Source organism: Bacillus sp. MN7755, assembly GCF_054771475.1.
The window spans coordinates 16,837-39,562 of sequence record NZ_BTRL01000016.1 but is presented as its reverse complement, the minus strand read 5'-3'; the positions used below and the strand labels follow the sequence as shown (position 1 = coordinate 39,562).

Annotated in this window: 19 protein-coding genes and 3 pseudogenes; 8 read left to right on the top strand and 14 right to left on the bottom strand. The window is 33.1% G+C overall.

Annotation, left to right across the window (positions count from 1 at the left end; translation table 11 throughout):
- Positions 1–140: 140 nt before the first annotated feature.
- Both ACYVEC_RS19050 and ACYVEC_RS19045 read right to left on the bottom strand, forming a co-directional pair.
- Positions 141–365 (bottom strand): IS3 family transposase, encoded by a 225-nt coding sequence (locus ACYVEC_RS19050; protein WP_460507903.1) that lies wholly within the window; start codon positions 363–365, stop codon positions 141–143.
- A 189-nt stretch (positions 366–554) separates the two neighbouring features.
- A pseudogene (locus ACYVEC_RS19045) lies at positions 555–805 on the bottom strand (AbrB/MazE/SpoVT family DNA-binding domain-containing protein).
- A gap of 220 nt (positions 806–1,025) precedes the next feature.
- On the opposite strand from ACYVEC_RS19045, the pseudogene ACYVEC_RS19040 reads away from it, so the two are divergent.
- A pseudogene (locus tag ACYVEC_RS19040) lies at positions 1,026–1,443 on the top strand (IS6 family transposase); the annotation flags it as partial.
- A gap of 31 nt (positions 1,444–1,474) precedes the next feature.
- Here ACYVEC_RS19040 and ACYVEC_RS19035 read toward each other — a convergent pair.
- The 7 genes and pseudogenes from ACYVEC_RS19035 to ACYVEC_RS19005 all read right to left on the bottom strand — a co-directional run bounded on the left by ACYVEC_RS19035 (position 1,475) and on the right by ACYVEC_RS19005 (position 7,649).
- The gene (locus tag ACYVEC_RS19035) at positions 1,475–2,185 is read right to left on the bottom strand and encodes a hypothetical protein (RefSeq protein ID WP_460507830.1); all 711 of its coding nucleotides are present in this window, start codon (positions 2,183–2,185) and stop codon (positions 1,475–1,477) included.
- A gap of 731 nt (positions 2,186–2,916) precedes the next feature.
- Positions 2,917–3,106 (bottom strand): annotated as a pseudogene (locus tag ACYVEC_RS19030) (hypothetical protein); the annotation flags it as partial.
- Between the two features lie 342 nt (positions 3,107–3,448).
- Complete coding sequence (locus tag ACYVEC_RS19025) at positions 3,449–3,721, bottom strand: hypothetical protein (RefSeq protein ID WP_460507827.1); 273 nt, start codon at positions 3,719–3,721, stop codon at positions 3,449–3,451.
- 264 nt (positions 3,722–3,985) lie between these two features.
- Complete coding sequence (locus tag ACYVEC_RS19020) at positions 3,986–4,627, bottom strand: winged helix-turn-helix domain-containing protein (protein ID WP_460507824.1); 642 nt, start codon at positions 4,625–4,627, stop codon at positions 3,986–3,988.
- Between the two features lie 479 nt (positions 4,628–5,106).
- Entirely contained in the window at positions 5,107–6,555 is a 1,449-nt protein-coding gene (locus ACYVEC_RS19015; RefSeq protein WP_460507821.1) for an MFS transporter, read from the bottom strand.
- A 25-nt stretch (positions 6,556–6,580) separates the two neighbouring features.
- Positions 6,581–7,111 carry a chorismate pyruvate-lyase family protein gene (locus ACYVEC_RS19010; RefSeq protein ID WP_460507818.1) on the bottom strand — a complete coding sequence of 177 codons (531 nt, stop codon included), beginning with the start codon at positions 7,109–7,111 and terminating at the stop codon, positions 6,581–6,583.
- A 190-nt stretch (positions 7,112–7,301) separates the two neighbouring features.
- Complete coding sequence (locus ACYVEC_RS19005; protein ID WP_460507815.1) at positions 7,302–7,649, bottom strand: ArsR/SmtB family transcription factor; 348 nt, start codon at positions 7,647–7,649, stop codon at positions 7,302–7,304.
- 268 nt (positions 7,650–7,917) lie between these two features.
- On the opposite strand from ACYVEC_RS19005, the gene ACYVEC_RS19000 reads away from it, so the two are divergent.
- A complete protein-coding gene (locus tag ACYVEC_RS19000; protein WP_460507812.1) occupies positions 7,918–8,343 on the top strand; it encodes a MarR family winged helix-turn-helix transcriptional regulator in 426 nt (141 codons plus the stop codon).
- A 116-nt stretch (positions 8,344–8,459) separates the two neighbouring features.
- Here the strand turns inward: ACYVEC_RS19000 and ACYVEC_RS18995 are convergent, their stop codons facing one another.
- The 5 genes from ACYVEC_RS18995 to ACYVEC_RS18975 all read right to left on the bottom strand — a co-directional run bounded on the left by ACYVEC_RS18995 (position 8,460) and on the right by ACYVEC_RS18975 (position 15,137).
- The gene (locus tag ACYVEC_RS18995; protein WP_460507809.1) at positions 8,460–9,404 is read right to left on the bottom strand and encodes an aldo/keto reductase; all 945 of its coding nucleotides are present in this window, start codon (positions 9,402–9,404) and stop codon (positions 8,460–8,462) included.
- A 26-nt stretch (positions 9,405–9,430) separates the two neighbouring features.
- Complete coding sequence (locus tag ACYVEC_RS18990; RefSeq protein WP_460507805.1) at positions 9,431–10,648, bottom strand: MFS transporter; 1,218 nt, start codon at positions 10,646–10,648, stop codon at positions 9,431–9,433.
- 451 nt (positions 10,649–11,099) lie between these two features.
- Positions 11,100–11,957 (bottom strand): bifunctional 3-deoxy-7-phosphoheptulonate synthase/chorismate mutase, encoded by an 858-nt coding sequence (locus tag ACYVEC_RS18985; RefSeq protein WP_460507802.1) that lies wholly within the window; start codon positions 11,955–11,957, stop codon positions 11,100–11,102.
- Between the two features lie 247 nt (positions 11,958–12,204).
- On the bottom strand, positions 12,205–13,545 hold the full coding sequence (locus ACYVEC_RS18980; RefSeq protein ID WP_460507799.1) for an amino acid permease: 1,341 nt from the start codon (positions 13,543–13,545) through the stop codon (positions 12,205–12,207).
- Between the two features lie 413 nt (positions 13,546–13,958).
- Positions 13,959–15,137 carry an aromatic amino acid transaminase gene (locus tag ACYVEC_RS18975; protein WP_460507796.1) on the bottom strand — a complete coding sequence of 393 codons (1,179 nt, stop codon included), beginning with the start codon at positions 15,135–15,137 and terminating at the stop codon, positions 13,959–13,961.
- Between the two features lie 225 nt (positions 15,138–15,362).
- Between ACYVEC_RS18975 and ACYVEC_RS18970 the strand changes: the two genes are divergently transcribed.
- The 6 genes from ACYVEC_RS18970 (at position 15,363) to ACYVEC_RS18945 (ending at position 22,354) form a co-directional block, all read left to right on the top strand.
- A complete protein-coding gene (locus ACYVEC_RS18970; protein ID WP_460507793.1) occupies positions 15,363–16,541 on the top strand; it encodes a LeuA family protein in 1,179 nt (392 codons plus the stop codon).
- On the top strand, positions 16,538–17,122 hold the full coding sequence (locus ACYVEC_RS18965; protein ID WP_460507790.1) for a cysteine hydrolase family protein: 585 nt from the start codon (positions 16,538–16,540) through the stop codon (positions 17,120–17,122). The genes ACYVEC_RS18970 and ACYVEC_RS18965 overlap by 4 nt, the downstream gene beginning before the upstream one ends.
- A gap of 2 nt (positions 17,123–17,124) precedes the next feature.
- On the top strand, positions 17,125–18,150 hold the full coding sequence (locus tag ACYVEC_RS18960) for a TauD/TfdA family dioxygenase (RefSeq protein ID WP_460507787.1): 1,026 nt from the start codon (positions 17,125–17,127) through the stop codon (positions 18,148–18,150).
- A gap of 277 nt (positions 18,151–18,427) precedes the next feature.
- Positions 18,428–19,825, top strand: a complete 1,398-nt coding sequence (leuC, locus tag ACYVEC_RS18955; protein ID WP_460507783.1) for a 3-isopropylmalate dehydratase large subunit — start codon at positions 18,428–18,430, stop codon at positions 19,823–19,825.
- 11 nt (positions 19,826–19,836) lie between these two features.
- The gene (gene leuD, locus ACYVEC_RS18950; protein ID WP_460507780.1) at positions 19,837–20,457 is read left to right on the top strand and encodes a 3-isopropylmalate dehydratase small subunit; all 621 of its coding nucleotides are present in this window, start codon (positions 19,837–19,839) and stop codon (positions 20,455–20,457) included.
- On the top strand, positions 20,441–22,354 hold the full coding sequence (locus ACYVEC_RS18945) for an FAD/NAD(P)-binding protein (protein ID WP_460507777.1): 1,914 nt from the start codon (positions 20,441–20,443) through the stop codon (positions 22,352–22,354). The genes leuD and ACYVEC_RS18945 overlap by 17 nt, the downstream gene beginning before the upstream one ends.
- Positions 22,355–22,726 lie beyond the last annotated feature (372 nt).

Genomic DNA, 22,726 nt, shown 5'->3' with positions numbered 1-22,726 from the left:
CAATATCCATTATTGAATTAAAATAAAGTTTAATCATTTTTATACGTATTTATTTCGGTTCTACTGCAGAAACTCTAAAGCTCTTGCAAGTAACCTCATAAACTAATGTATACTGATAGTATTATTTAATTTTCTTTCCGTCAATTAGATTGCTTAACTATCGAGATTGAATATCGAATCTCGATAGTTAAGCCTTTTTTTAATCGTTTGTAGTTGTAATGATAGATGTATATTTTAATTGCTTGAGTTAGTTCTTCTTTTGTTTGATAATAATTAAGATAAAACATTTCAGATTTAAAATGAGAGAAGAATGATTTAATACAAGCATTGTCATGGCAGTTTCCTTTGTGGGAGTGTTTGCTGATAGCGCCTAGTTGTTGAAGCGTATAGTAATAAGCACGATATATATATTGGGATCCTTGATTTGAGTAGATGATGTTTCCCTACACATCTCTTTTTTTGATGCTAGTGGCACACACATTTTAACGAAAATACTCTAAATAAATTTAGAGATGAGGGAATGGAGTTAGTTCTGTTAGCGGTAATTTTTTCATTTATTTTATTAATAGTCCTGCACCTTCTGGACCTAAAATTATCTTACCATTCGCTAATGCTATGTTACGATTTGACACCTATCCTCTTAATGTACAATCACCAGGCTGATAATTCTGTAAAACATTATCTTCACCTTCTACAAAAATCTCTAACGATAACTTTTCTTTAATACCTAGCATATTTCTAAGCCCCATTGGAATTACAACATGCCCTAAGTCATCACTTTTCTATTCACTCCGGTTACTTTCACCTAGCATCTTTCCCCATTTCATTATCAATTGTACCCAAGTTATTTTTTACTATTGTAATAGGCTTTCACCATATATGAAAAACGGTTCTGGTGCAAAAACTTTGAAGTCTATGAAAATGGCCTATCAAACTTAGACATACTAATAGTGCTACTCTATAAAAGGTGCGTAATCTATATTGAAAAGGAGAATATATTTAAGTGGTAACATTATCAACCGAACATTATCTTGTTAACTATACGATGTTACCTACGGTACAACTTAAACTTTCGTGATTTGGTGAAAATGATAAAAAGAACAAGAGTTTCTCTTGATTCATACAACTATTATAGGATGGGTACATCTATATGGACCGGAGTTTCATAAACAGATTTAACGTCATCTCAAACATACGAATAACTCATAAAAAGTGGACAAAACATATATAAAGGTAAGAGAACAATGGATGTATTTATATCGCGCAGTTGGTTTTGAATGAAACATGATTGACTTTTATTTGAGTAAATCCAGAAATCATAAGGACGCAAAGTGATTTTTCAAGAAAGCTTTGCAGTCATTTCATGCATCAAAACCTCGTATCATCACAGTTGATACAAAATCCTTTTATCCAATTGGTATCGAACAGTTGAAGAAGAAAAAAGATACCAATAGGCATTATAATCAATCCTTAATTAATAAATTTCATATTCATCTAATATATCTTTCAGTTCAAACCAATCATCATCTGAAAAAATATTGTCGAGTTTGGATAACTTAAATTTCAATTTCTGTGTAAAAATAAAAATGCTATCAGCCAGTTTTATTAATAGATCATCTTCTAAATTATATAACGTATCTCCATATAAATATTGCCAAACATATTCTGTTACTTCTTTATCTTGTTCAGGCGAGTTTTCTATGCATTGTATGATATAAACATAATCTTCTTTTATCTTTTCGTACACTTCTTCTAATACTAATTTTTTGGGTATCTGTATCTGATTTTCAGTTAACGATTGTATTAATTTTTCCTTTTGTTTTTTACTCAAGCTATCGCTATTAAACTTGGTTTTCAAATCAATTAATCGGTCATATTCGGTATTGATTAAACTTATGATTTTTTTCTGATTAACTCTTAGAAAATCAATATCACTATCCATATAAATTCCATCTGTATTAATCCTTCTAATTAAGCTATTTATATTCTTACCAATATAATTTATTTCTTTAGTTAAATCCCTATAAGTTTTCATATCGACATTAAGTTTAAAATGAGTTTTTGCTGAATCAATAATAAATGCTGAAGTTGATTTATACCCTAATTCTACAGCTTTATTTTTTATCATTTCTTTATCTTTTTCATCTAAAGTAATTTGCAAATATGTTTTGTGAATAAACCCCATCATTTCACCACCAATTTTATTAATTAATCGAGCGAAGCGACAACAAATAAATAAGTGATTTTGTAAAAAAATCGCTTATTTATATTTGTAAAGGTCGTAGGAAACTCCTACCAAGTCAAAAACAACGTTTTTGGGGATTACCATGGTAATCCCGTAGCTTGCCCTTTGCTAAAACCACAATATTTATTTCCGAATATTATAACACCTATCACTAATATATGGTATAACATGTAAAATCCACAAAGAGTTTGGTATATGAGCAGAGCATGTAGATGATAATAAAAGAATCGCAACAGAAATCGTAGCACAAACATTTAAATTATAGAAGCAAGCTTAATTACGTGTTTTAGGAACGTTGACAAAGTTAATGGAAAATAAAGAACAAGCACCAAAAGATTATGTGATTGATGATAATACTAAAGTTGGTAAATAAAAGATTAGCGCAATCACAGTCACGGTCATCACAATCTCTATGCCTGCGTCTGAAATTACCACTACATCCCATAAATATAATTACTCCCTCTTAACTCTAGGATTCATCATATTTTATGCTAAAAACAAAAACAGCTTGTTTACTAGTCTACTCTCTGCATTTTAAAGTGATAATATTATTATTATTTAATCTTTCAGTTTCAAATCTATTTCACCCCTTATCTGTCCTTAACAACAAACAAGACGCAACCTAGATTACAAATTCCTATACACTTAATCAAAATCATATCCCAATCTTCTTTATTTCTTTGCTTCCATACTCCATTCTCTTTACGATAAGTACGCTTGCCATTCATGAAGTCAGCTGTATTACCAGGAATGCTATATTTCTTATTCTTTTTCTTAACCTTCTTCTTCAGCCTCTTCTCTTCTTGAGCAGCTTGCAAAATCCGCCTTCCATTTTTTCAACAAATCATTTTCACATCGCATCAAATTCGTAACTCTTAGAGTAAAATATGGATCCAATAATTAGATTCTTCCCATTTATATTCTTATTTAAAGTAAATTTTCATTTTATACAAAATAAAGAGCACCTTACGATTGCAGGTGCTCAAATATATGACGGGGCTACCCCATACTCCAATATATGCTTGTCCTTATTAAAAGGTGCAATATAAAAAGAGTACCCTTCTTTAGATACCCTTCAACAAATAAGTATGGCGCTCCAATTCTCAACTCATAATGATAACTCCACGTTTGTCTTATTAGAATTTTCACTAGTTTAATGTGTAATTTTTATACAACAAATAAAAAAACACCCATTTTAGATGCTCAAAGTATACTAATATTGAATAGATCTATTGATAGAACTTCTAGAACAATGAATATACTAGCTGAAACGAATCTATATCCGACATTCTTTCCTGTAACATTAATAGGAATCTCCGCTAAATAGGTTTGCACATCATCTTTTTCAAAAACCTTATCTTCGACCTTTTTAATTATTGCTGCATTATCTACTTCTTTGGAATTTTTCAGCAACTTTGTTTCTAATAAAGTAAAATCAAAATTTTCATATTTAACCACCTCAACTAGTCTACACACCCTATGTTCGGTGGTTGGGGATGACTAGGAATCCCCTCGTTTATACTTCGTAGAGGCTGGGTCAATATTTCGGTTACTTAATGTCATTCTCAACTTTGCTGACCAATATCGAATTGTAAAAGATTTATATCCAGACGTATATATTTCTTCCGACGCCTTGTTTGAACTAATATACAAGCATTTTTTTCTCATTTAGAGAATCGCTCACCATGTAACAAAGCTTGAAGTGGGAACTTTGTTACATGATGAGTAGTTCACACATAACTATTGATATTGTTCTATAACATATCCTTGCCCTCTAATATTTTTTAATATTTGAGGACTTCTTGGTTCAAATTCAATTTTACTTCGAATTTTGTTTATGTATATATATAGTACACTCTCAGTTGTATCTAAATAATCTATTAATTCATTTACAGGTACAGGCTTACCGTGTTTCTTAGTTAAATAATATAAAATTTTAAATTCTAATGTAGATAAAATACACTGTTTATTCTCTTTATAAATACAGTGATTTCCAACATCAAATATTGTTGTACCATTTAACAATATACTATCACTAACCGTATGAGAATCTATAATATGTTCATCCCTATCTTCTTCAAAATCATCAGTTATTAGATTAGATAAAGATTGTTCTAATAACATTAGTCTTTTTAAAGTATTTTTTTCCTCTGGATTAATAACCATAATAGGAACAATTGTCTCAGTCATCATTCGTGTCCAACAAAGATCATCTTGGATTTGTGCCGAGTCTACTAAAAGAACTATACTTTTTCTTGCTTCGGCAATAATTCCCCTAAATGTTTGACAATCTGTAATTTGTTTAATTTTCACATTTTTTTGAAAGACATGGTTAATGAATGTGTATAAAAAGTTGTTATTTGTGTAAACAATTAGTTCCATCCCCGTAAACTCTCCTCATATAGCATATAGTTTTATATATAATGATTTAAACATCTACGAAATATTTCTCTTTCCTACCCCTCCTAATTTTCACGCCATACATATCTTCTATCTAAATTCTGATAAGCACTATATCAAAACAAACCGACAAAAATATGCACTAAAGTAAAAATATGTTTAATTATATATTACACTAAAAGGTACTTAAATGCATCTTATATTACTAATATGGGATTTACTTTTCTTTAGAACTAAAAGCTTTAACCTCACACACCTCATAAAGAATTAATACGTATGCACCTTAGAAGATCTTACATTTTATTAAGAAGAAATCTTTATAAATAATACTCCTTAAAATATATAATAAAAAACGATTCCTAACCATTAAAGGAATCGTTATATATATATATTCACCTAAATACTCCGTTTTTGATTTGTTTGTATACAAATCAAATTATCAGGTAAAATCTTTATAGAGTTTATCGGTGATTTACCAATTTATGCGACTGCTCTATGCTACTATAAGAATTTTGTACACTTCTTTCACGAACAAATAATATTAATATAAAACTGAATAATACAATTAATCCATCCAATAGAATTGCGGTTGTCCAACCACCCGTAATATCACGTATCATTCCATTAATAACTGGTGATAGTACTGCTCCAATCTCCCCTATTAAGTTCCACATCCCAAATGCTGTTCCTTTTAATCCAGGTTTAGCTAAATCTCCAACCATTGAGTGGGAAATAGTTTGAATAGCATTAAAAAATAAACTTGTAATAAATAATAGTACGCCCATCATAATTAATGATTTCCCTTCAAATATTAAATAACACCCAAATATTAAAGTAAGAGATCCCTGAATAAAAGTAAACGTTAATAGTAACGGTTTTTTCCCCCATCCATTTTTAAAGCAATAGTCAGCAAGTATGCCGCCTAATGGATATCCTATAATACCAGCAACAGCATTAAAAGTAGCTGTTAAAGTTGCTTCTAAAAACGAAGTACTTGCAGACTGGGATATTATAGATACTGACCAAAATCCAAAAAACCACAAATTCCATAAAATAGGAATTGCAGAAAAATACATTAATAATAGATTCTTGTCTAGTAAAACTGGTGACAATTTTTCCGCCTTTTTATTTAATGCAAATAAAATCAATACAAACGCTAATACTAATTCAATAATTGCTAAGGACCAACTAGGTAGATGAAAATAATCAGCAACATAGAAAATAATCATTATTATTGATAAAAAAAGAGCTGAATACTGTAACACTTTCAACAATGGAGGGATTATTGCCATATTAGGCTCTTGCTTTTTAAACGTTTTATAAACAATTACTCCAACAATCATTGTTAATATACCTAAAAGAAAGAATGGCATCCGCCAGGCATGTTCAAAACCTAATACTTCTTCTCCAAAGTTGATAAGATAAGGGGTCAATAGTGTACCAATGGTAATACCAATTGATAGTCCTGTTATGACGACTCCCATACCTAAACTTCTTCTTTTAATGGGAGTCACTTCATTAATTAAAGTACGATCATTTGAATAATACAACCCCTCGCCTAATCCGACTATTACTCTTAATGCTACAAATCCAAATAAGGTAGTAGTAAGTCCACTCAAAACAGTTGTAAATCCTGCCCACAGCAAACTGATAACAATAATACTACGATGACCGTAGGAATCCCCAAGATAGCCTCCTGGAAATTGTGTAAGCATATACCCCGTAAACAATAAGCTTCCTATTATACCAGCCAGTGCATATGGAGAGGATGAATCTTGTAAAAATGAGATTTTATTTTCAATCATCCAGGTCAATATGGGACCAGTAATGATACGATCTGCATAACTTACAACCCAACCTGTTAGTAAAAGTAGCCATATAGAATGATAATTTTCCCACTTAAATTTCATTATAAGATCCCCTTAGTCTCTAAAATCACTTCAAATTTCTAGAAATACATGTTTCTTCAAATAGTTCAAAAATATAAAATAAACAAAAGTCCCCTTTTAAAATTTTATACTCCTTAACTGGATAAGTAGCATCCGTTAAGTTCGCCTTATGTAATATAGCTCTATATGATTCTATATTTTTAACTTGTGCCGATAAAATATTTCTACTAGTCCCTAAATCTTGTATAATTTTTCCTATCGGCTGGTTTCCGTCCCTTAATTTTTGAACAATTTCTGCTGGTAGTAAATCTACAGATGCATAAACTATATTATGAGATACGTTTTGCGTTCCAATTTTTAAAGTTGAGGTTCTTTTTAAAAACTTTTCTGAACCGAAAAAATGTCTAGCTATTTCTTTAGGTAGCTCATTTTTTAATACTACTTCTTGATCATATACTTCAATCGTTACATTTTGTCCCACTAAGTTCTCAATGGCCTTAGTAGTCGATCCTTCTGTCGTTAGCAAAATATTTATTGCTGCTTCAATTTCTTTTTTCTCCAATACATTTATACTCATAACATCTTTTCCTCCAAATTCTTTGTTCATTCTGTAAACTAAATTTATCATTATATGGATTTTTTTGTCTTCCATCAGGAGTTAAGATAAGCATATAAAGTTGTTAAGAATGGCATTAAAAGTTAAGATAGCCCTTATATATATATCCAATATTATCTCTCTAAATAATTCCCCACAAAAAAAACTCACTCTAAAATGTATTAGAGTGGGGATTTTCTCTCTTATTATCTATTTTTGATGTATATGAACATAATATAGTTTCTAATAATAATGGAAATTTCATATTTAGTTCCTCTTTTCTTAATGATAAATATCTTTTTCTTCCTTTTGGTATTACATTAATAATTCCTGATTCTCTTAATACTTTAACATGATGAGAAAGTGTTGACTTAGCTACTGAAGTCTCTATTTGATTACAAGTTATCTCTTCGACTTGATTTAAACAATCCACAATTGCTAATCTATTAGAATCACTTAAAGCATAAAGAATTTGCTCTAATATAATATCTTTAGTATTAGGATGAATAGGATTACGCATTTAATCACCTCTAATAATTTTTTAGATCTCTCTCTAACTTTCCATCTATTTTCCCACTCTTTAGTCCATATTATCACTTCTAACATCTATTCAATTGCAAACTACTTATGATTTACTTCTGTTAACAAATATACCTATCACACTCTATAATACTTTGTATATTTGTTATATAATTAAGTACTCGGCTTGGAGAATATATTCTTTACACTATTAAATTATGTATAATAATATTACCTAAATAACCTTGAACGAAATGTGGTGAATTGTCATGGAAAAAACAAATATTGTAAGAGAATGGACCGATTTTTCTCGAACATATGTAGGAATTATGAATGAATTGGATACACATCTCCAATCAAAATACAAACTATCTCTCAGTGAATTTAGTGTACTTTGGCTATTATCAGAGCAGCCTGAACAAAAAATGCGTATCCAATATATTGCTGAGTCCGTTAATCTTAGCCAAAGTGCAATTTCTAGACTTGTATCTCGTTTAGAAAATAACTTTGTTAAACGACACATTTGTCTGGATGATCAAAGGGGGGTTTATATTAAATTAACTACATTAGGTGAAGAAAAAGTAAATGAAATGACATCATCTTACCAGGACCACTTAATTCAACTTTTAACAAAATCAAACATATCCCAAGATATGACTAAGCTTCTCTCATCTCTTACTGTCCTTATTAAGTAAATATAATTGCTATATGCCTTATCTTTACTTAATGATGATGCTACTGTTATTATTTGAATATATTTTTTATAATAAAGAGCCAACTAGTTTAAACTAGTGGCTCTTCTTGTGATTTTTTACATTTTGATGGTTTCTAAAATATTTTCAATTTTTTTAATATCATCCGTATTTAAGTGAGTACTACTAGCTTGAATATTTTGACGTACTTGCTCAGGTCTTTTACCACCAGGGATTACTGCGTCTACTCCCCTTTGAACAAGTAACCAAGAAAGTGCAAGGTTTGGAAGACTCATTTCTTTTTCTAACGCAATATTCTTTAACTTTTCAACTTTTTCTAAATTTTCTTGGTAAATTTCTTGTTTAAAGAGCTCTACATCATTTCTCCAATCTGCTTTTTCTAAAACAAAATCTTTTGTATATTTCCCACCCAAAATACCAAATGCAAGAGGACCGTATGGAATATAAGAAATCTCATTTTGTACACAATATGGTAATAAAGTTTCTTCTACAGATCTATCTAGCATGTTATATGGGCATTGTACGGCTGAAATTTCATTTGAAAAATTAGCTAATTTTAATTGTTCTAGATCTACATTTGAGATCCCAATTGCTCTAATTTTCCCTTCTTCTTTTAAACGTGAAAGCTCTCCAACTGATTCTGAAAGTGGAATACTTTGGTCTACAAGATGAATATAATATAAATCAATGTAATCTGTTTTTAAACGTTTTAAACTATTTTCTACTGCTGCTCTCATATATTCCGGTGAATTATTAATTCTTGTTGAACCATCATTTAATTTTTCAATTCCCCCTTTAGTTGCAATAACTAATTCAGAACGTTTATGTTTAATCGTCTCACCTAAAATTTCTTCAGAGCGTCCAAGCCCATAGGAATCAGATGTATCAAAAAATGTTACTCCTCCGCTTACTGCTTCTTCAATCATTTTCTTTCCTTGTTCTTCATCAATGTTTGCATAGAGGTTATGTCCCCCTACTGCATTTGTTCCAAAACCAATTTCTGAAATTTTAATATTTGTTTTCTTTAACTGAGAAAAATTCATTTAAATAACCCCTTTTCCATTTTATTTTAAGCATTTTTAATTTTTAAGTCTTGATTGACTTGAACTTGCTTTTCTTCTTTACTATCAAATAACCATCCTACTAAGACAACCCCAATACATAATACAGTTAAAAGTGCTGCAACTAATGGAATTGCCTTCAAACCTAAACTAGTGTTAATTACTACTCCTCCTACAAAGGATCCTAAAGCAATTCCCAAGTTAAATGCGCTAATATTTAAAGAAGCTGCAATATTAGGTGCTCCTTTCGCTTTTGCAATAACTCGCATTTGTAGACCCGGTACATGCCCGAATGAAGTAAATCCCCATAAAAACACAGTAATAACAGCTAAAATTTTATATTCACTTGTTATATAGAAACTTCCCATAACAAGTGTTAATAAAGCGAGCATACCAATAATTGTAGGCATGGGCTTCCAATCTGAAAGTCTACCAGCTACTGTATTACCTATTGTTAATCCTAATCCATACAATAGGAGAATCGGTGTAATCGCACTAGCGCTAAATTTTGTGATGTCTGTTAAAGTTGGTGCAATGTATGTAAATGCCGCAAAAACACCTACAAAACTAAGAATAGTCATTAATAAAGTAAGTTGAACTTGTGGCTTTTTCAGCACTCTAATTTCTTGACGAAAACTTGGAACCGAAGTAAGAGCCATTTGTGGAATGAACTTTGTAATACATAATATTGCCACAACCCCTAATGCACTAATAATCCAAAAAGATGCTCTCCACCCTAGAGCTTGTCCAACAAAAGTGCCTAATGGTACACCTACAATATTCGCAACTGATACCCCTGTAAAGATCATTGCAACGGCACTTGATTGCTTTTCAGGTGGAACTAATTTAGAAGCTACAACAGAACCTACGCCAAAAAATGTTCCATGAGCAAAAGCCGCTAATACCCTTGATACTAAAAGAAACTCATATGTAGGAGCAACAGCACATAATGTATTACCGATTACAAATAATAACATCAACATTAATAATAGTTTTTTACGCTGCATCTTTCCTGTTAAAGCAGTAAGTAATGGAGCACCTATCGCTACCCCTATTGCGTAACCAGTTACTAATAATCCCGTAGAACTAATACTTACATTCAAATCTTTCGCTACATCTGGCAGAATACCCATTATAATGAATTCGGTAGTTCCAATTGCAAAAGTACTAATCATTAGTGAAATAAGTGCTAAACGTGGGTTTACATTAGAGTTTAATTTACTCATATAATAATTACCTCCTTGCCTTTATTTTATTTGTATGCGCATGCAAATAAATTTATATCATCTTATCCATAAAGTGTCAACAAAGTTAACTTTTGATAGTTTTCAAATCGTTTTTTACAATTTTTTACCATTTTTCATTACAGAATTTACGATGCGAGAAAGCCCACGCAGGACTTTAGTCCGTCTTTAGATGTGGGATGAAAGCATCGTTTTTGCATAGCGAAACATGGTATACTTTACTCATAGTCATGCAAAAGACGTAAAAACATTCGAGAACCAACAATCTGTACGGTATGGTCACAGTACCATAACCCACGAACCTATTTGGTCTGTTGTGGGAGTGGTGATGGCACACCGCAATCTTGCACGTCAGCGAAATCAGAAATGGACTTCGCCTTTGGTAGCAAGAATCCTACCGACGTTAGTCAGCTGGCTCCTTTAGGGGAGAATGTCAATTTCTTATAGTTGCTATTACATTTATAAAATCCTGTACATCATTCATAAATTCATCAAATTGATTGAAATCCATTTGTTGTTTTGAATCTGATAGTGCGTTTAATGGATCTGGATGTACCTCAGCCATAATTCCATCTGCACCAACCGCTATAGCAGCTTTTGCAACAGGTGTAAGAATATCTTTTCTACCAGTTGAATGAGTTATGTCTACAAGAACTGGTAAGTGCGTTTCCTTTTTTAAAATTGGTACGGCTGTAATATCCAGAGTATTACGAGTCGCTGTTTCATAAGTTCTTATGCCTCTTTCACATAAAATAACATTCTCATTTCCTTCAGATAAAATGTATTCCGCAGCATATTTAAACTCTTCAATGGTTGCACATAATCCACGCTTCAATAAAACAGGCTTATTAATTTTTCCAACAGCTTTTAATAATTCAAAATTCTGCATGTTTCTAGCACCAATTTGAATAACATCTACATATTCAAATGCCAGTTCCAAATGCTTCACATTTAAAATTTCGCTTATTACACCTAGATTAAATTCCATCCCCACAGTTTTCAATATTTTTAGCCCTTCAATTCCCAATCCTTGAAAATCATAGGGAGAAGTTCGAGGTTTATATGCACCCCCACGTAAAAGCGTTAACCCCTTGTTCGACATTTTTTCAGCTACAGCCCTCACTTGTTCGTAACTTTCAACTGCACATGGTCCTATTACGAAATGTGGAGAACCATCTCCAATTCTTTCTCCTTTAATATTCACAATTGTATTTTCTGCTTTTCTTTCACGTGAAACCATAAGATGAGGATTATCGATTCTATCCTTCTTTAAAACCGAATTTTTCAGCATATTATCCCTCCTTCATAATAAATTACCATTTCTCTCATAAGGTTTATATTGTTCTTTAGTACTTTATAAGTCTTATATTTAACATTATAATTCTTTATTTATTTTTGTCTTGAATCTAAAATTAAGAACAATATATAAAATTATTAAGGTTCGCCTGTGACCTTCTCTTTTTTTATTAGAATTAACATATCAAATTTTATTTTCTACTTTTTTTACTTCTTACTATTTAACTTTTCAAAAAGGAAACTCACACTTTTTTATTTGTAAAAAATGAAGAAATTGTTATGAGTAACAGAAAAATAATGCACGCGAATGAGCTTAGACTATTTCCATGGCTTATTAAGAATACTATAAAGCTAGTAGTTAATGCTAAAATAGCAAAAATAGTCAAATAAGGAAATCCCCAAAGTTTGAAATGCGGCTCTTGCTTATACGTTCTTCTTAGTTTCATTTGAGCTAGGCAAATACTAATCCATGTCATACAAACTGCAAATCCTGGAATAGCTAACAAATAATTAAAAGCTTTATCAGGATATAAATAAACAATATATGTTCCTAACAGTAAAAATACAACACTAAACAGTAGACTATATATAGGAACCCCGTTTTTACTTACATATGACAAACGTTTTGGAATACCTCCTGATTTAGATAAAGAAAAAAGCATTCTCGTAGAGCCGTATATACCAGAATTCGCGGCAGATAATACAGCTGTTAGTAAAATAAAATTCATTAGATGACTAGCTCCTTGCATTCCCACTGTTTCAAATACTTGAACAAAAGGGCTGGCATTTGCATCAATTTTATTCCAAGGAATTAAGCCACAAATGATGAGAATTGGTAATGTATAAAACAGAATGACTCTCCACATAACCCCTTTTACAATACCTGGTAAAACTTGTTCAGCATTTTGTGTTTCTGTAATTGTCAGACCAATTAATTCTGATCCACCATATGAAAACATAACAACAAGTAATGTGGAGAAAACAGCTTTCCAGCCGTTAGGTATAAAATCGGAGTAGTTATGCATATAGGAATGGTTATTTTCAGTTGGTGCAATACCAAATAAAATGATGATACCCGCTAAAATAAATACAAGAATAACGAAAATTTTAATACCTGCAAACCAAAATTCTATTTCTCCGAAAGCTTTTACACTACTAGCATTGATTAAGATGAGTACCAAAGAACAGATTAGACAAAGTACCCATAAAGGTATGTTTGTAAACCAATATTGCAAAAAGCTCCCTGCTGCTATTACTTCAATGGTAGAAACAGTTAGCCACATGAAACAATATGTGGACCCTACTATAAAGGAAAAGCGTCTTCCTAGTGCTTTTTCAATCAAGTCTTGCATATTGTGAGAAGGATATGCGATAGCCATTTCAGCTAAAGCTCCCATTACAATCAGAAGTAATAATCCAGCAAATAGATAGGAAAAAATCACTCCAGGACCTGCTAACCTAACTGTATCAGCACTTCCTTTGAAAATACCGGTTCCTATCACTCCACCGATAGCAATCATTCTAATATGACGTGGTAATAACTGCTTGTTTAATTGCTTAGTCGACACGTTGTTTTCTTCCATATGTTCCTCCAAAACTAACAAAATATTGTATAAAAAAGCTCCTGCTGAATAATTTCAGCAGGTTTTGTAAATCCATATTTCAAACCACTATCTAGGGAGGAATAGCTTATCCCTGCAACGTTGGTTTGAAATATTCCTTTTATTTTTAAAGTTTATAATATGGGCGGGATAAACCGATCTCTTATTTTATGAAACTCAATTCATCTTAATATCTTAGAATAACAGTTATTTGCTATTATTCTAAGAATATTAAGATGTTTTTTCGTGTACTCAACTCTAAACTATATGTTTTCAATTTATAAAAGCCATTTATTTAATTCTTCAACAACTCAATTTTAATAAGAAGACCCTTTCCATCATAAAAGAAAGGAACCTGTCCTTTGTAATAGCGACTTAAAAGTAATATGTCCCATTTAGATAACTCGCATCATTGCTTCAGAAACTTTTGGCATATTTGCGGTGCTGAGGCTAGCAAGACACATTCGACCACTATCAAGAAGGTATATACCATGTTTATTTCTCAAGGATTCTATCTTTTCCTCAGACAGATTAAGGTAAAGGAACATCCCGTTTTGCTTACGATAAGGCATAATTTCATCAATAATGCCTACGTTAGATAATTCAGAAAAAAACGAATTACGACGTTGCTGAAGATCTTTACACATACCTTCAAGCTCCTGTTGCCAATGGGCAAAGCGGAAGGAATCATTAATAATATGGCTTACAATAAAGCTACCGTGTACTGGAGGCATAGAATAGCTTCCTCTAATTAATTCTTTTACAGTTTTTTGCCAACGTGTCAACTTCTCTGTATCTTTAAAAACAAGTGTTAATGCTCCAGTACGTTCATCATAAATCCCCATATTCTTTGAGAAGGAGTTACAGATCATAAACATATCAAGACGTTCCTTAAATATAGTGAAAGGTTCAGCATCTTGTTGGAGTGAATGAGCAAATCCCTGATATGCAAAATCAAATAATGGAATGAGTTTTCGTTCTGCACAAAAATCAGCTAGTACCTTCCATTGGGATAAATCAGGATCCATACCAGTTGGATTATGACAGCAAACATGAAACAGTACAAAGTCACCAGGGTTTGCAAATTGTAAGTCCTCTATCATTGTATCTATACACAATTGTTCTTGATTTGCAGGCTGATATCTATAAGAGCCAAAGCCACCTAAGTGACTGCTTAAGAGAGCAAGATGATTCTCCCATGTTGGTGAACTTAACCATATCCGTGCTGAAGGATTATAGTGATTTATTAACTGGCCGGCAAGATGTAATGCCCCACTAGCACCTAAAGTTTGTATGACTTGAATATTATCATTTTCACTACTTCCCTTTATATTAGGGAACAATATAGTACGTACAGCTTTATGAAACTCTGTTGCACCAGCGAGATTAAATGATGCTTTATTGATTTGGTTTTTAATACGATAATATTCAGCCTCGCGTACGGATTCAAGGATAGGGCAATTTCCCGATTCATCTGTATAAATGCCCGCAGTCAAGTTGACTTTGTCAACACGCATATCCTGATTATAAAGTTCCAACAATTGCATAATACTGTTTTTTTTCTTAAATTGCATTTTCAAATTCCCCCCACACTAGCTTTTTATAGTAATAGATAAAACATTCAGCAGATTAGTCCTTTTCTTAATTATGCATCCGTTTAATATACTATAGTTCCATAAATTTTACTTAAATACCCAATATTAGGTATTTATCTTCTGTTAATAATTGGATAAGATGACGATGTGAATATTTTCAAAAAAGAAATGTAGCCAATAATCAAGGAGGAATTAATTAGTAAAATGAAAAAACGTATGATTAGTTTTCTTGATACCACGCTCAGAGATGGTGAACAAGCACCTGGTAATGCTATGACACCAGAGCAAAAAGTGAAATTAGCTTTGATGCTTGAAAATGCTGGAGTAGATACAATTGAAACTGGATTCCCTGCATCATCGCACACGGATTTTTTGGCAACTCAAATGATTAGTTCACAGCTGAAGAAGGCATCATTTGCCACATTTTCTAGAGCACAAGTAAAGGATGTTAAAATCGCTTTAGATGCTGGAGGAGTAAGTGATCGACACCTCGTAATGTTGGTAGCTACTGGTAGTGATTTACATTTGAAAAACAAGCGTAATATCACACGCGAACAAGGGCTAGCAGAAATAACTGAGGCAGTATCTTATGCAAAGAAACGTGGCCAAAATAACATTGCGGTAGGAATAGAAGATGCTAGTCGTAGTCAATATGATTATATTGAAGCTATCACTACAACATCTATAAAAGCGGGGGCAACTCAAATTATTCTTGCAGATACCACAGGTTATGCAACTCCGACATCGTTTGGAGATTTAATTCGTTACGTGCGTGAGGTAGCTGGACCAGATATTAAAATCTCGACTCATTGTCATAATGATCTTGGTCTTGGTGTTGCAAATGTCTTGGAAGGTATTAAAGCTGGTGCGGACGAGGTTCAGGCAACCATTGGTGGAATAGGAGAACGCGCAGGAAATACATCATTAGAGCAAATTGCGGCAATCCTTTACTACAAAGGAGACGAATATGGGTTAGATACTACTATTCAATTTGATAAGTTATATGAAGCTTATCTAGAATTAAGAGAAGCTATTAAGTTAGAAGAATCTCGTATGCAACCTTTATTCGGAAAATATGTTTTTAGTACTGCAGCTGGTATTCATCAACAAGGAATTTTAAATGATCCAGACACGTATGAGTATGTGAAACCTGATGTTTTAGGTAGAGAGAGACAAATTTTAGTAACTCGTCATTCAGGCAGAACAATAATTCGCCACCTTCTTCAAGACTTAGGTGTACCATACGGTGAGAACGTAATTAATTATTTATATGAAAAATTTATTTCTAGTCAACATAGTAGCACGTGTGATGATTTAACTACTTTCAAAAATAAAATTCAGAGTGAACTAAAAATTCAAACTCCAATAGAGGTAGCCCTATGAAGAAAGCATTACTTGTACTTGATTTAATTAATGATATTACTCATGAAAAGGGTAGTGTAGGAAAAGACGGTTTTTATGAACAGGTAGAGGAACGTCAAATAATTCCTCATACTGCTCAAGCCATAAGTCACTGTAGAAAAGTTGGTATTCCTGTTATTTATGTAATTGTAGGCTTTAGCCAAGGTTATCCAGAATGGAGTGAAAGGTCAAAATTGTTTTGTCATGTGAAAAGTAAACAGCAAGTTTTACTAGGGACATGGGCAACACAAGTACATGATGAACTTAAACCTTTGCCAAATGAAGTTATAGTTACAAAAAATCGTATAGATCCTTTTTATAACACAAATTTAGAAACAGTTTTAGATGCAATGGATATTGATACGCTTTATTTGAGTGGGGTAGCAACAGATTTCGTTGTATTGAGCACAGTTTTAAGTGGGCATGATCGAGGATACGAGGTTAGAACTCTATCAGATTGTATTGCATCAAGTGATGCCTATAGTCATGAATGTGCTATGAGTGTCATTAAAAAACTTTCAGATATCTTTACTGTTGAACAATTAATTAAGGAGGAATTTTAACTATGAAAGCATTTCATATTTTTACAGAAGAACAACGTAATGAATTAAGTTTAGCACTTTCTAATGTCGCTTCAATTTCACCATATGTAAACTATTCTAATTTTAAGGAAACGATGATTCAGAATATCCAAGATAACATAATTCCTGAATTTTTTATTAAATTATGTGAACTTATTCGAGAAGATAGAGAAAATGGGAAGCTAGTTCATGTCCTGAAGAATTGTCCCGTAGATGCTAATCTTCCAGATTTAAATCATGATGATCCAATCAATGATAAATATCGACTGAAAAAGACATTTCTTGGGGAAGCATTTTTAGGGACATTTGCTTATCTGCTTGGTAACCCTCTGTTGTCTTATGCATCACGTAATAATGGTGATTTCTTTACTGATGTAGTGAGTATTAATCGCTTCCGAGGTAAAAATACAGGATTTACTGATGGTGATTTAATCTATCATAATGACCGTACTAGTCACCCAGTAAGAGCTGATTTTGTAACCCTCCTAGGTGCACGTTGTCCAAAAAATGATTTAGTTTATACCGCTTATATTGATGGGAAAGACATTATTAGTCACTTATCACCTGAGCAAATTCAAATTCTAAGTGAAGATTGGTTTTACACTGAAGTTGATGATTTAACACGTGAAAAAGTGAAACATTGGGATAAATCGGTTGCACATTCCGTTCTAAAAGATGGAACTATTTGTTTCCAAGATACTCTTACTAAACCTATTGCAGATGCACCAAGAGAGGCAGTAGAAGCATTGCTGGCATTTAAGGATGCTATGACTAAGTCACCTAAAGAGCGCCATCGACTTGAAGACGGCGATTTGCTGGTGTTTGCAAATCAAGCTGGACTACATAATCGAGAACGTATTGAAGTAAATAATTCTGAAGATACATCTAAACGCTGGCTTCTAAAAACATATTCGTTTAAGGATTCTACAGTAGCTGATACATACGCTGATTATTGGAATAATGGTATTTATGGTTGCGCTAGTGATCAAATAAAAGAAATTACCAAATAAGTAATGAAAACTAACATTGTTCATAAAAAAGAGGAAACTCGATTTTATGAACAATCAATTAAGTAACCTTATACAGGGGTTCCCAGTACTTATTAAGAAGAATCAATTAGTTATTTTATCCTGGTGAATCGGAGGAATTGATGCTACCATCATCCACTACCTCCCAAAAGGGGGAATTTCCGATTCATCTACATACTGGTTTTCGACTTGCATCTGTCATTGCTTTGCCACTTACGAATAAATTTATAAAAAACTACCAATAAAGAAGGTGTAAAAAATGGCTAAAACGTTACTTGAAAAAATCTGGAGTGAACATTGCATCAAGCCTTTAGCAGATGACGAAGATTTAATGTATATAGATATGCATCTATTACATGAAATAAATACACCTCAAGCGTTTGATAATTTACGTGCCACTAAGCGGAGAGTTAGACGTCCAGATTTAACTGTAGCAACTGAAGATCATAACACTCCAACTCGTTCTATTGAAGCGCTACGAGTTGACGAATTACGCAAGCATCAGGTTGATCTATTGCGTCAAAACTGTTCAGAATTTGGTATTCCTTTGTACAAACTTGGTGAACCCGGGCAAGGAATCACGCACGTAATCGCCCCTGAACAGGGGCTTGTACTTCCTGGTACAACGCTTGTTTGCTGTGATTCACACACAACTACACATGGTGCATTTGCTACGCTTGCATTTGGTATTGGTACAAGTCAAGTTGAACACGTATTGACAACCCAAACTTTAAGACTTCAAAAATTTAAGTCTATGCGTATCAAGATAGAAAATAGTCTGCAAGAAAATATTTCGTCAAAAGATTTGGCTCTTTATATCATTAACCATATAGGAACTGGAGGAGGCATTGGGCATATCATTGAATATGCAGGCGATGCAATTCATGAACTTAGTATGGAATCCCGTATGACTTTATGTAACATGGCAGTAGAATCAGGTGCATGTGCAGGAATTATTGGTGTTGATGATGTAACTATAGATTATTTATATAATATATTAAATGAACAACCTCATATAGAAGAAGAAATTAAAAGATGGCGTGAGTTTGTAAGTGATACTAATGCAACCTTTGATAAGGAAATTGTCATCGATGGTAATGCAGTCACTGAAAGAGTAACATGGGGAACAAATCCGTCGCAAAACATCTCATTTAACGAATGTATACCAGATGTAAGTAGCTACAGTGATACAAGTGGAAAAATGGCAGCTGAAAGTGCACTTGAATATATGAAATTGCAGCCGGGGCAATCCCTCCGAGATATATCAATAGATAAAGTATTTGTCGGCTCGTGTACTAATGGGCGTATAGAGGATTTACGTGTTGTTGCAAGCATTTTAGAAGGACAATTTGTTCATTCAAATGTAGATATGGTAATAGTTCCTGGATCAATCCAAGTACGTGATCAGGCAATTAGCGAAGGACTGGATGTTATATTTAAAAAAGCTGGGGCAGACTTCCGTCATTTATCAGGGTGTTCAATGTGCGTGGGCCTTAATGAAGATAGTATGAAGAAAGGACAGCGTTCCGTCTCCACTAGCAATCGTAACTTTGAAGGACGTCAAGGTCCAGGTTCAATGACTCACATCGCCTCACCTGCTGTAGCGGCAGCAAGCGCTATAATGGGGAGAATTTCCTGCCCATCAGATCTAAAATAATGGAGGATAACATGAGTAGAGAAAAAATTAATGAATATGGTGTTCCTTTATTTAGAAACAATATTGATACAGATCAAATTATTCCTGCACGTTTTTGCTATAAAGCAAAACGCTCTGGACATGGCGATTCATTGTTTGGTGATTGGCGTCAAGATCCATCTTTTGTATTAAATAATCCAAGATACACTGACGCTACAATTTTAGTGGCAGGACGTGAATTTGCAACCGGTTCATCAAGGGAATATGCAGTCTGGGCCATAAAAGACTTTGGTTTTAAAGTTGTTATTGCACAAAGCTTTGGTGATATTTTTTATAAAAATGCAATCATTAACGATCTACTACCATTAAAAACGACTGAAGAAGGAATTGAATCCTTGTGGAATATCCTTGTTTGTAACCCGAAGGCATTAATTAAGATTGATTTGGAAGCTGAAACTATTAATATCGAAGAATGTACATTTCCTGCCATTATTGAACCAAAATTTAAGAGGAAATATCTTCTCAATCTAGATGATATTATGCAAACACTTGAAGATCTTGAGAACATTCAAGAATATGAGACATCAAGATCTACGTACTTAGCGAATACTTTACAGAGAAAAGAAGGTTTTACTAATGCTAAATCTGAATGAAACAGTAAATAAACCTTTAAGAGTTGCTATAATTGGTAGTGGCCCTCGTGGTATGTCTGTACTTGAACGGTTAGCAGCTCGTTTAATTGAATTAGATAATAAAAAACCAGTTGAAATTTTCCTAATCGATGATGGACATGTAGGTACCGGAAGAGTATGGTCCACAGAACAATCACCTTTCCTTCTTATGAACACCGTAGCTCAAGAAATCTCAGCTTTCTCTGGAATATGGGATGGTAAGGAAGCGCGTCCTGGTAATGGCCCTTCTTTTTCCCAATGGTGGCAATTACATCGTAATGATTATTCACAATTTGATGGATATGCACCTCGTGCATATTATGGGGAATACTTATTATCAGTTTTATCAGCTGTAGAACGTTCTCTACCATCTAGTGTCAATTTATATAAAGTATCAGCTCGTGTAGAAAGCTTGGACGAAACAGATACATCTCAATTGTTATACCTTTCAAATAACGAAAAATTACTAGTTGATAGAACTGTTTTAGCAACTGGGCATTCAACTAATGAGTTAGAGAATCTTGAAAAGATACTATATGATTTTTCTGCTAAGGCACCTTCTGCTACTTTCATTAAGGGAGGATTAGTAGCTGAGATGGATTTATCATCTATTGAACCATACCAAAAAGTGGGTATTATCGGTATGGGATTAACTTTTTATGATTTAGTGGCTGAACTTACTATAGGGCGCGGGGGACAATTTATAACAAAAGAGGATGGCTCCATGATTTATTGTCCGTCTGGACGAGAACCACGTATATACGCAGGAAGTCGTAGTGGAATGCCTCTTCCAGTACGTGGGCATAATCAAAAACCATTTGATTATGAATATGAACCTGTAATCTTTACTCAAGAACGTGCTTTAAGTATCCGTCAACGTGGAGACGTACACTTCGATCGTGACGTTTTACCATTATTAGAAGCTGAAATAGCATTAGTATATGCTCAAACAAAATTACGTATTGAAAAGAATGAATTTGTAGCAAAACAATTACGAGAAAATGTTATTAAATATCGTGTTGATTCTGTAGAAAGCGTTAATACTCTTGCTTGTATACTTGGAATTTCTGATCCAATAACTATTAATATCTATCATCTTGCATCCCCTTTTAAAGGGTGTATGTTTCCATCTATCGAAGAATTCAATGAAAATTTGTTCTCTGCACTAGAGATGGACTATATGGAAGCAATGAATGGAAATGTTGATTCCCCAATTAAAGCAGCACTTGATGTTATTCGTAATACGAGATCAGTGATGCGTTCATTTGTTGATTTTGGAGGGTTAAATCCTAATTCACATCGGACTGAATTCCTAAACAAATTCAATTCTGTTAGCAGTTTTCTTTCAGCTGGACCGCCAGCTTTTCGTAGTCTACAGCTACAAGCTTTAATGAAGGAAAATATTCTAACTGTTGTGGGACCTTCACTTAAAATTGAACCATCTAACAATAATAATTGCGTTTATATGTCTTCACCAAATGTAAAAAACTCTAGTGTAGCACTTAATTTAATAATTGATGCTAGAATCCCCAGAACCGATATTATGCATGACTGCTCAAGTTTAACTCAATCACTTATTAATAATGGTATTTTCATGCCATTTGTTAATAAACAAAGTGACATAGAATTTGAAACAGGTGGCGTTAATGTTACAACTGCTCCATTTCATCCAATTAGAGAAAATGGAACAATAGCCGAAAGCCTATATGTTCTTGGTATTCCGACAGAGCATACACGTTGGTTTATGCAATCCGGTAGTAGTCGTCCACACAAATGGATTGATTTCATGATTGATGCAGATGCAATTGCTGATGATATCTTAAATAGCCATAATTTGAAAATTGAACAAAAAAGTGTCTCCTGTATGCTACATCCCTAATAATATCCATTTATCATTTCCCGCCAAAAAACTCCTTTCTCAAAGATGTGAAGGTATGAAACACCCATTTTAGGCGAGAGATGAATTTTGGTAGGCGTAAGCCTACTTTTTTTATACTATTAGAGGGTAGCACCCCATGCCCATCAAGCTAACATTTTGAAGTACCCCCAAAACGAAAATTTTCTTTCTCTACAGTTAACTACTTTGAGAAGTCGGCTGTTTTTTCAGTTTTGGGGTGTTTGTTTTTTTAAGTTGATGGATGTGAGGGGATTTCCCCATGCGTACCAAAACGCGGAAAACGTATGCTAAGCAAATTTCGATATGGATAAAGCCGATGATTCCTACGCGAAGGAATCATCGGTCATATTATTA

What these genes read in the sequence shown, in the direction of transcription:
- ACYVEC_RS19035 (WP_460507830.1), bottom strand. Translation starts at nt 2,185, where the DNA reads ATGGGGTTTATTCACAAAACATATTTGCAAATTACTTTAGATGAAAAA.
- ACYVEC_RS19020 (WP_460507824.1), bottom strand. Translation starts at nt 4,627, where the DNA reads ATGGAACTAATTGTTTACACAAATAACAACTTTTTATACACATTCATT.
- ACYVEC_RS19015 (WP_460507821.1), bottom strand. Translation starts at nt 6,555, where the DNA reads ATGAAATTTAAGTGGGAAAATTATCATTCTATATGGCTACTTTTACTA.
- ACYVEC_RS19010 (WP_460507818.1), bottom strand. Translation starts at nt 7,111, where the DNA reads ATGAGTATAAATGTATTGGAGAAAAAAGAAATTGAAGCAGCAATAAAT.
- ACYVEC_RS19005 (WP_460507815.1), bottom strand. Translation starts at nt 7,649, where the DNA reads ATGCGTAATCCTATTCATCCTAATACTAAAGATATTATATTAGAGCAA.
- ACYVEC_RS19000 (WP_460507812.1), top strand. Translation starts at nt 7,918, where the DNA reads ATGGAAAAAACAAATATTGTAAGAGAATGGACCGATTTTTCTCGAACA.
- ACYVEC_RS18995 (WP_460507809.1), bottom strand. Translation starts at nt 9,404, where the DNA reads ATGAATTTTTCTCAGTTAAAGAAAACAAATATTAAAATTTCAGAAATT.
- ACYVEC_RS18990 (WP_460507805.1), bottom strand. Translation starts at nt 10,648, where the DNA reads ATGAGTAAATTAAACTCTAATGTAAACCCACGTTTAGCACTTATTTCA.
- ACYVEC_RS18985 (WP_460507802.1), bottom strand. Translation starts at nt 11,957, where the DNA reads ATGCTGAAAAATTCGGTTTTAAAGAAGGATAGAATCGATAATCCTCAT.
- ACYVEC_RS18980 (WP_460507799.1), bottom strand. Translation starts at nt 13,545, where the DNA reads ATGGAAGAAAACAACGTGTCGACTAAGCAATTAAACAAGCAGTTATTA.
- ACYVEC_RS18975 (WP_460507796.1), bottom strand. Translation starts at nt 15,137, where the DNA reads ATGCAATTTAAGAAAAAAAACAGTATTATGCAATTGTTGGAACTTTAT.
- ACYVEC_RS18970 (WP_460507793.1), top strand. Translation starts at nt 15,363, where the DNA reads ATGAAAAAACGTATGATTAGTTTTCTTGATACCACGCTCAGAGATGGT.
- ACYVEC_RS18965 (WP_460507790.1), top strand. Translation starts at nt 16,538, where the DNA reads ATGAAGAAAGCATTACTTGTACTTGATTTAATTAATGATATTACTCAT.
- ACYVEC_RS18960 (WP_460507787.1), top strand. Translation starts at nt 17,125, where the DNA reads ATGAAAGCATTTCATATTTTTACAGAAGAACAACGTAATGAATTAAGT.
- leuC (WP_460507783.1), top strand. Translation starts at nt 18,428, where the DNA reads ATGGCTAAAACGTTACTTGAAAAAATCTGGAGTGAACATTGCATCAAG.
- leuD (WP_460507780.1), top strand. Translation starts at nt 19,837, where the DNA reads ATGAGTAGAGAAAAAATTAATGAATATGGTGTTCCTTTATTTAGAAAC.
- ACYVEC_RS18945 (WP_460507777.1), top strand. Translation starts at nt 20,441, where the DNA reads ATGCTAAATCTGAATGAAACAGTAAATAAACCTTTAAGAGTTGCTATA.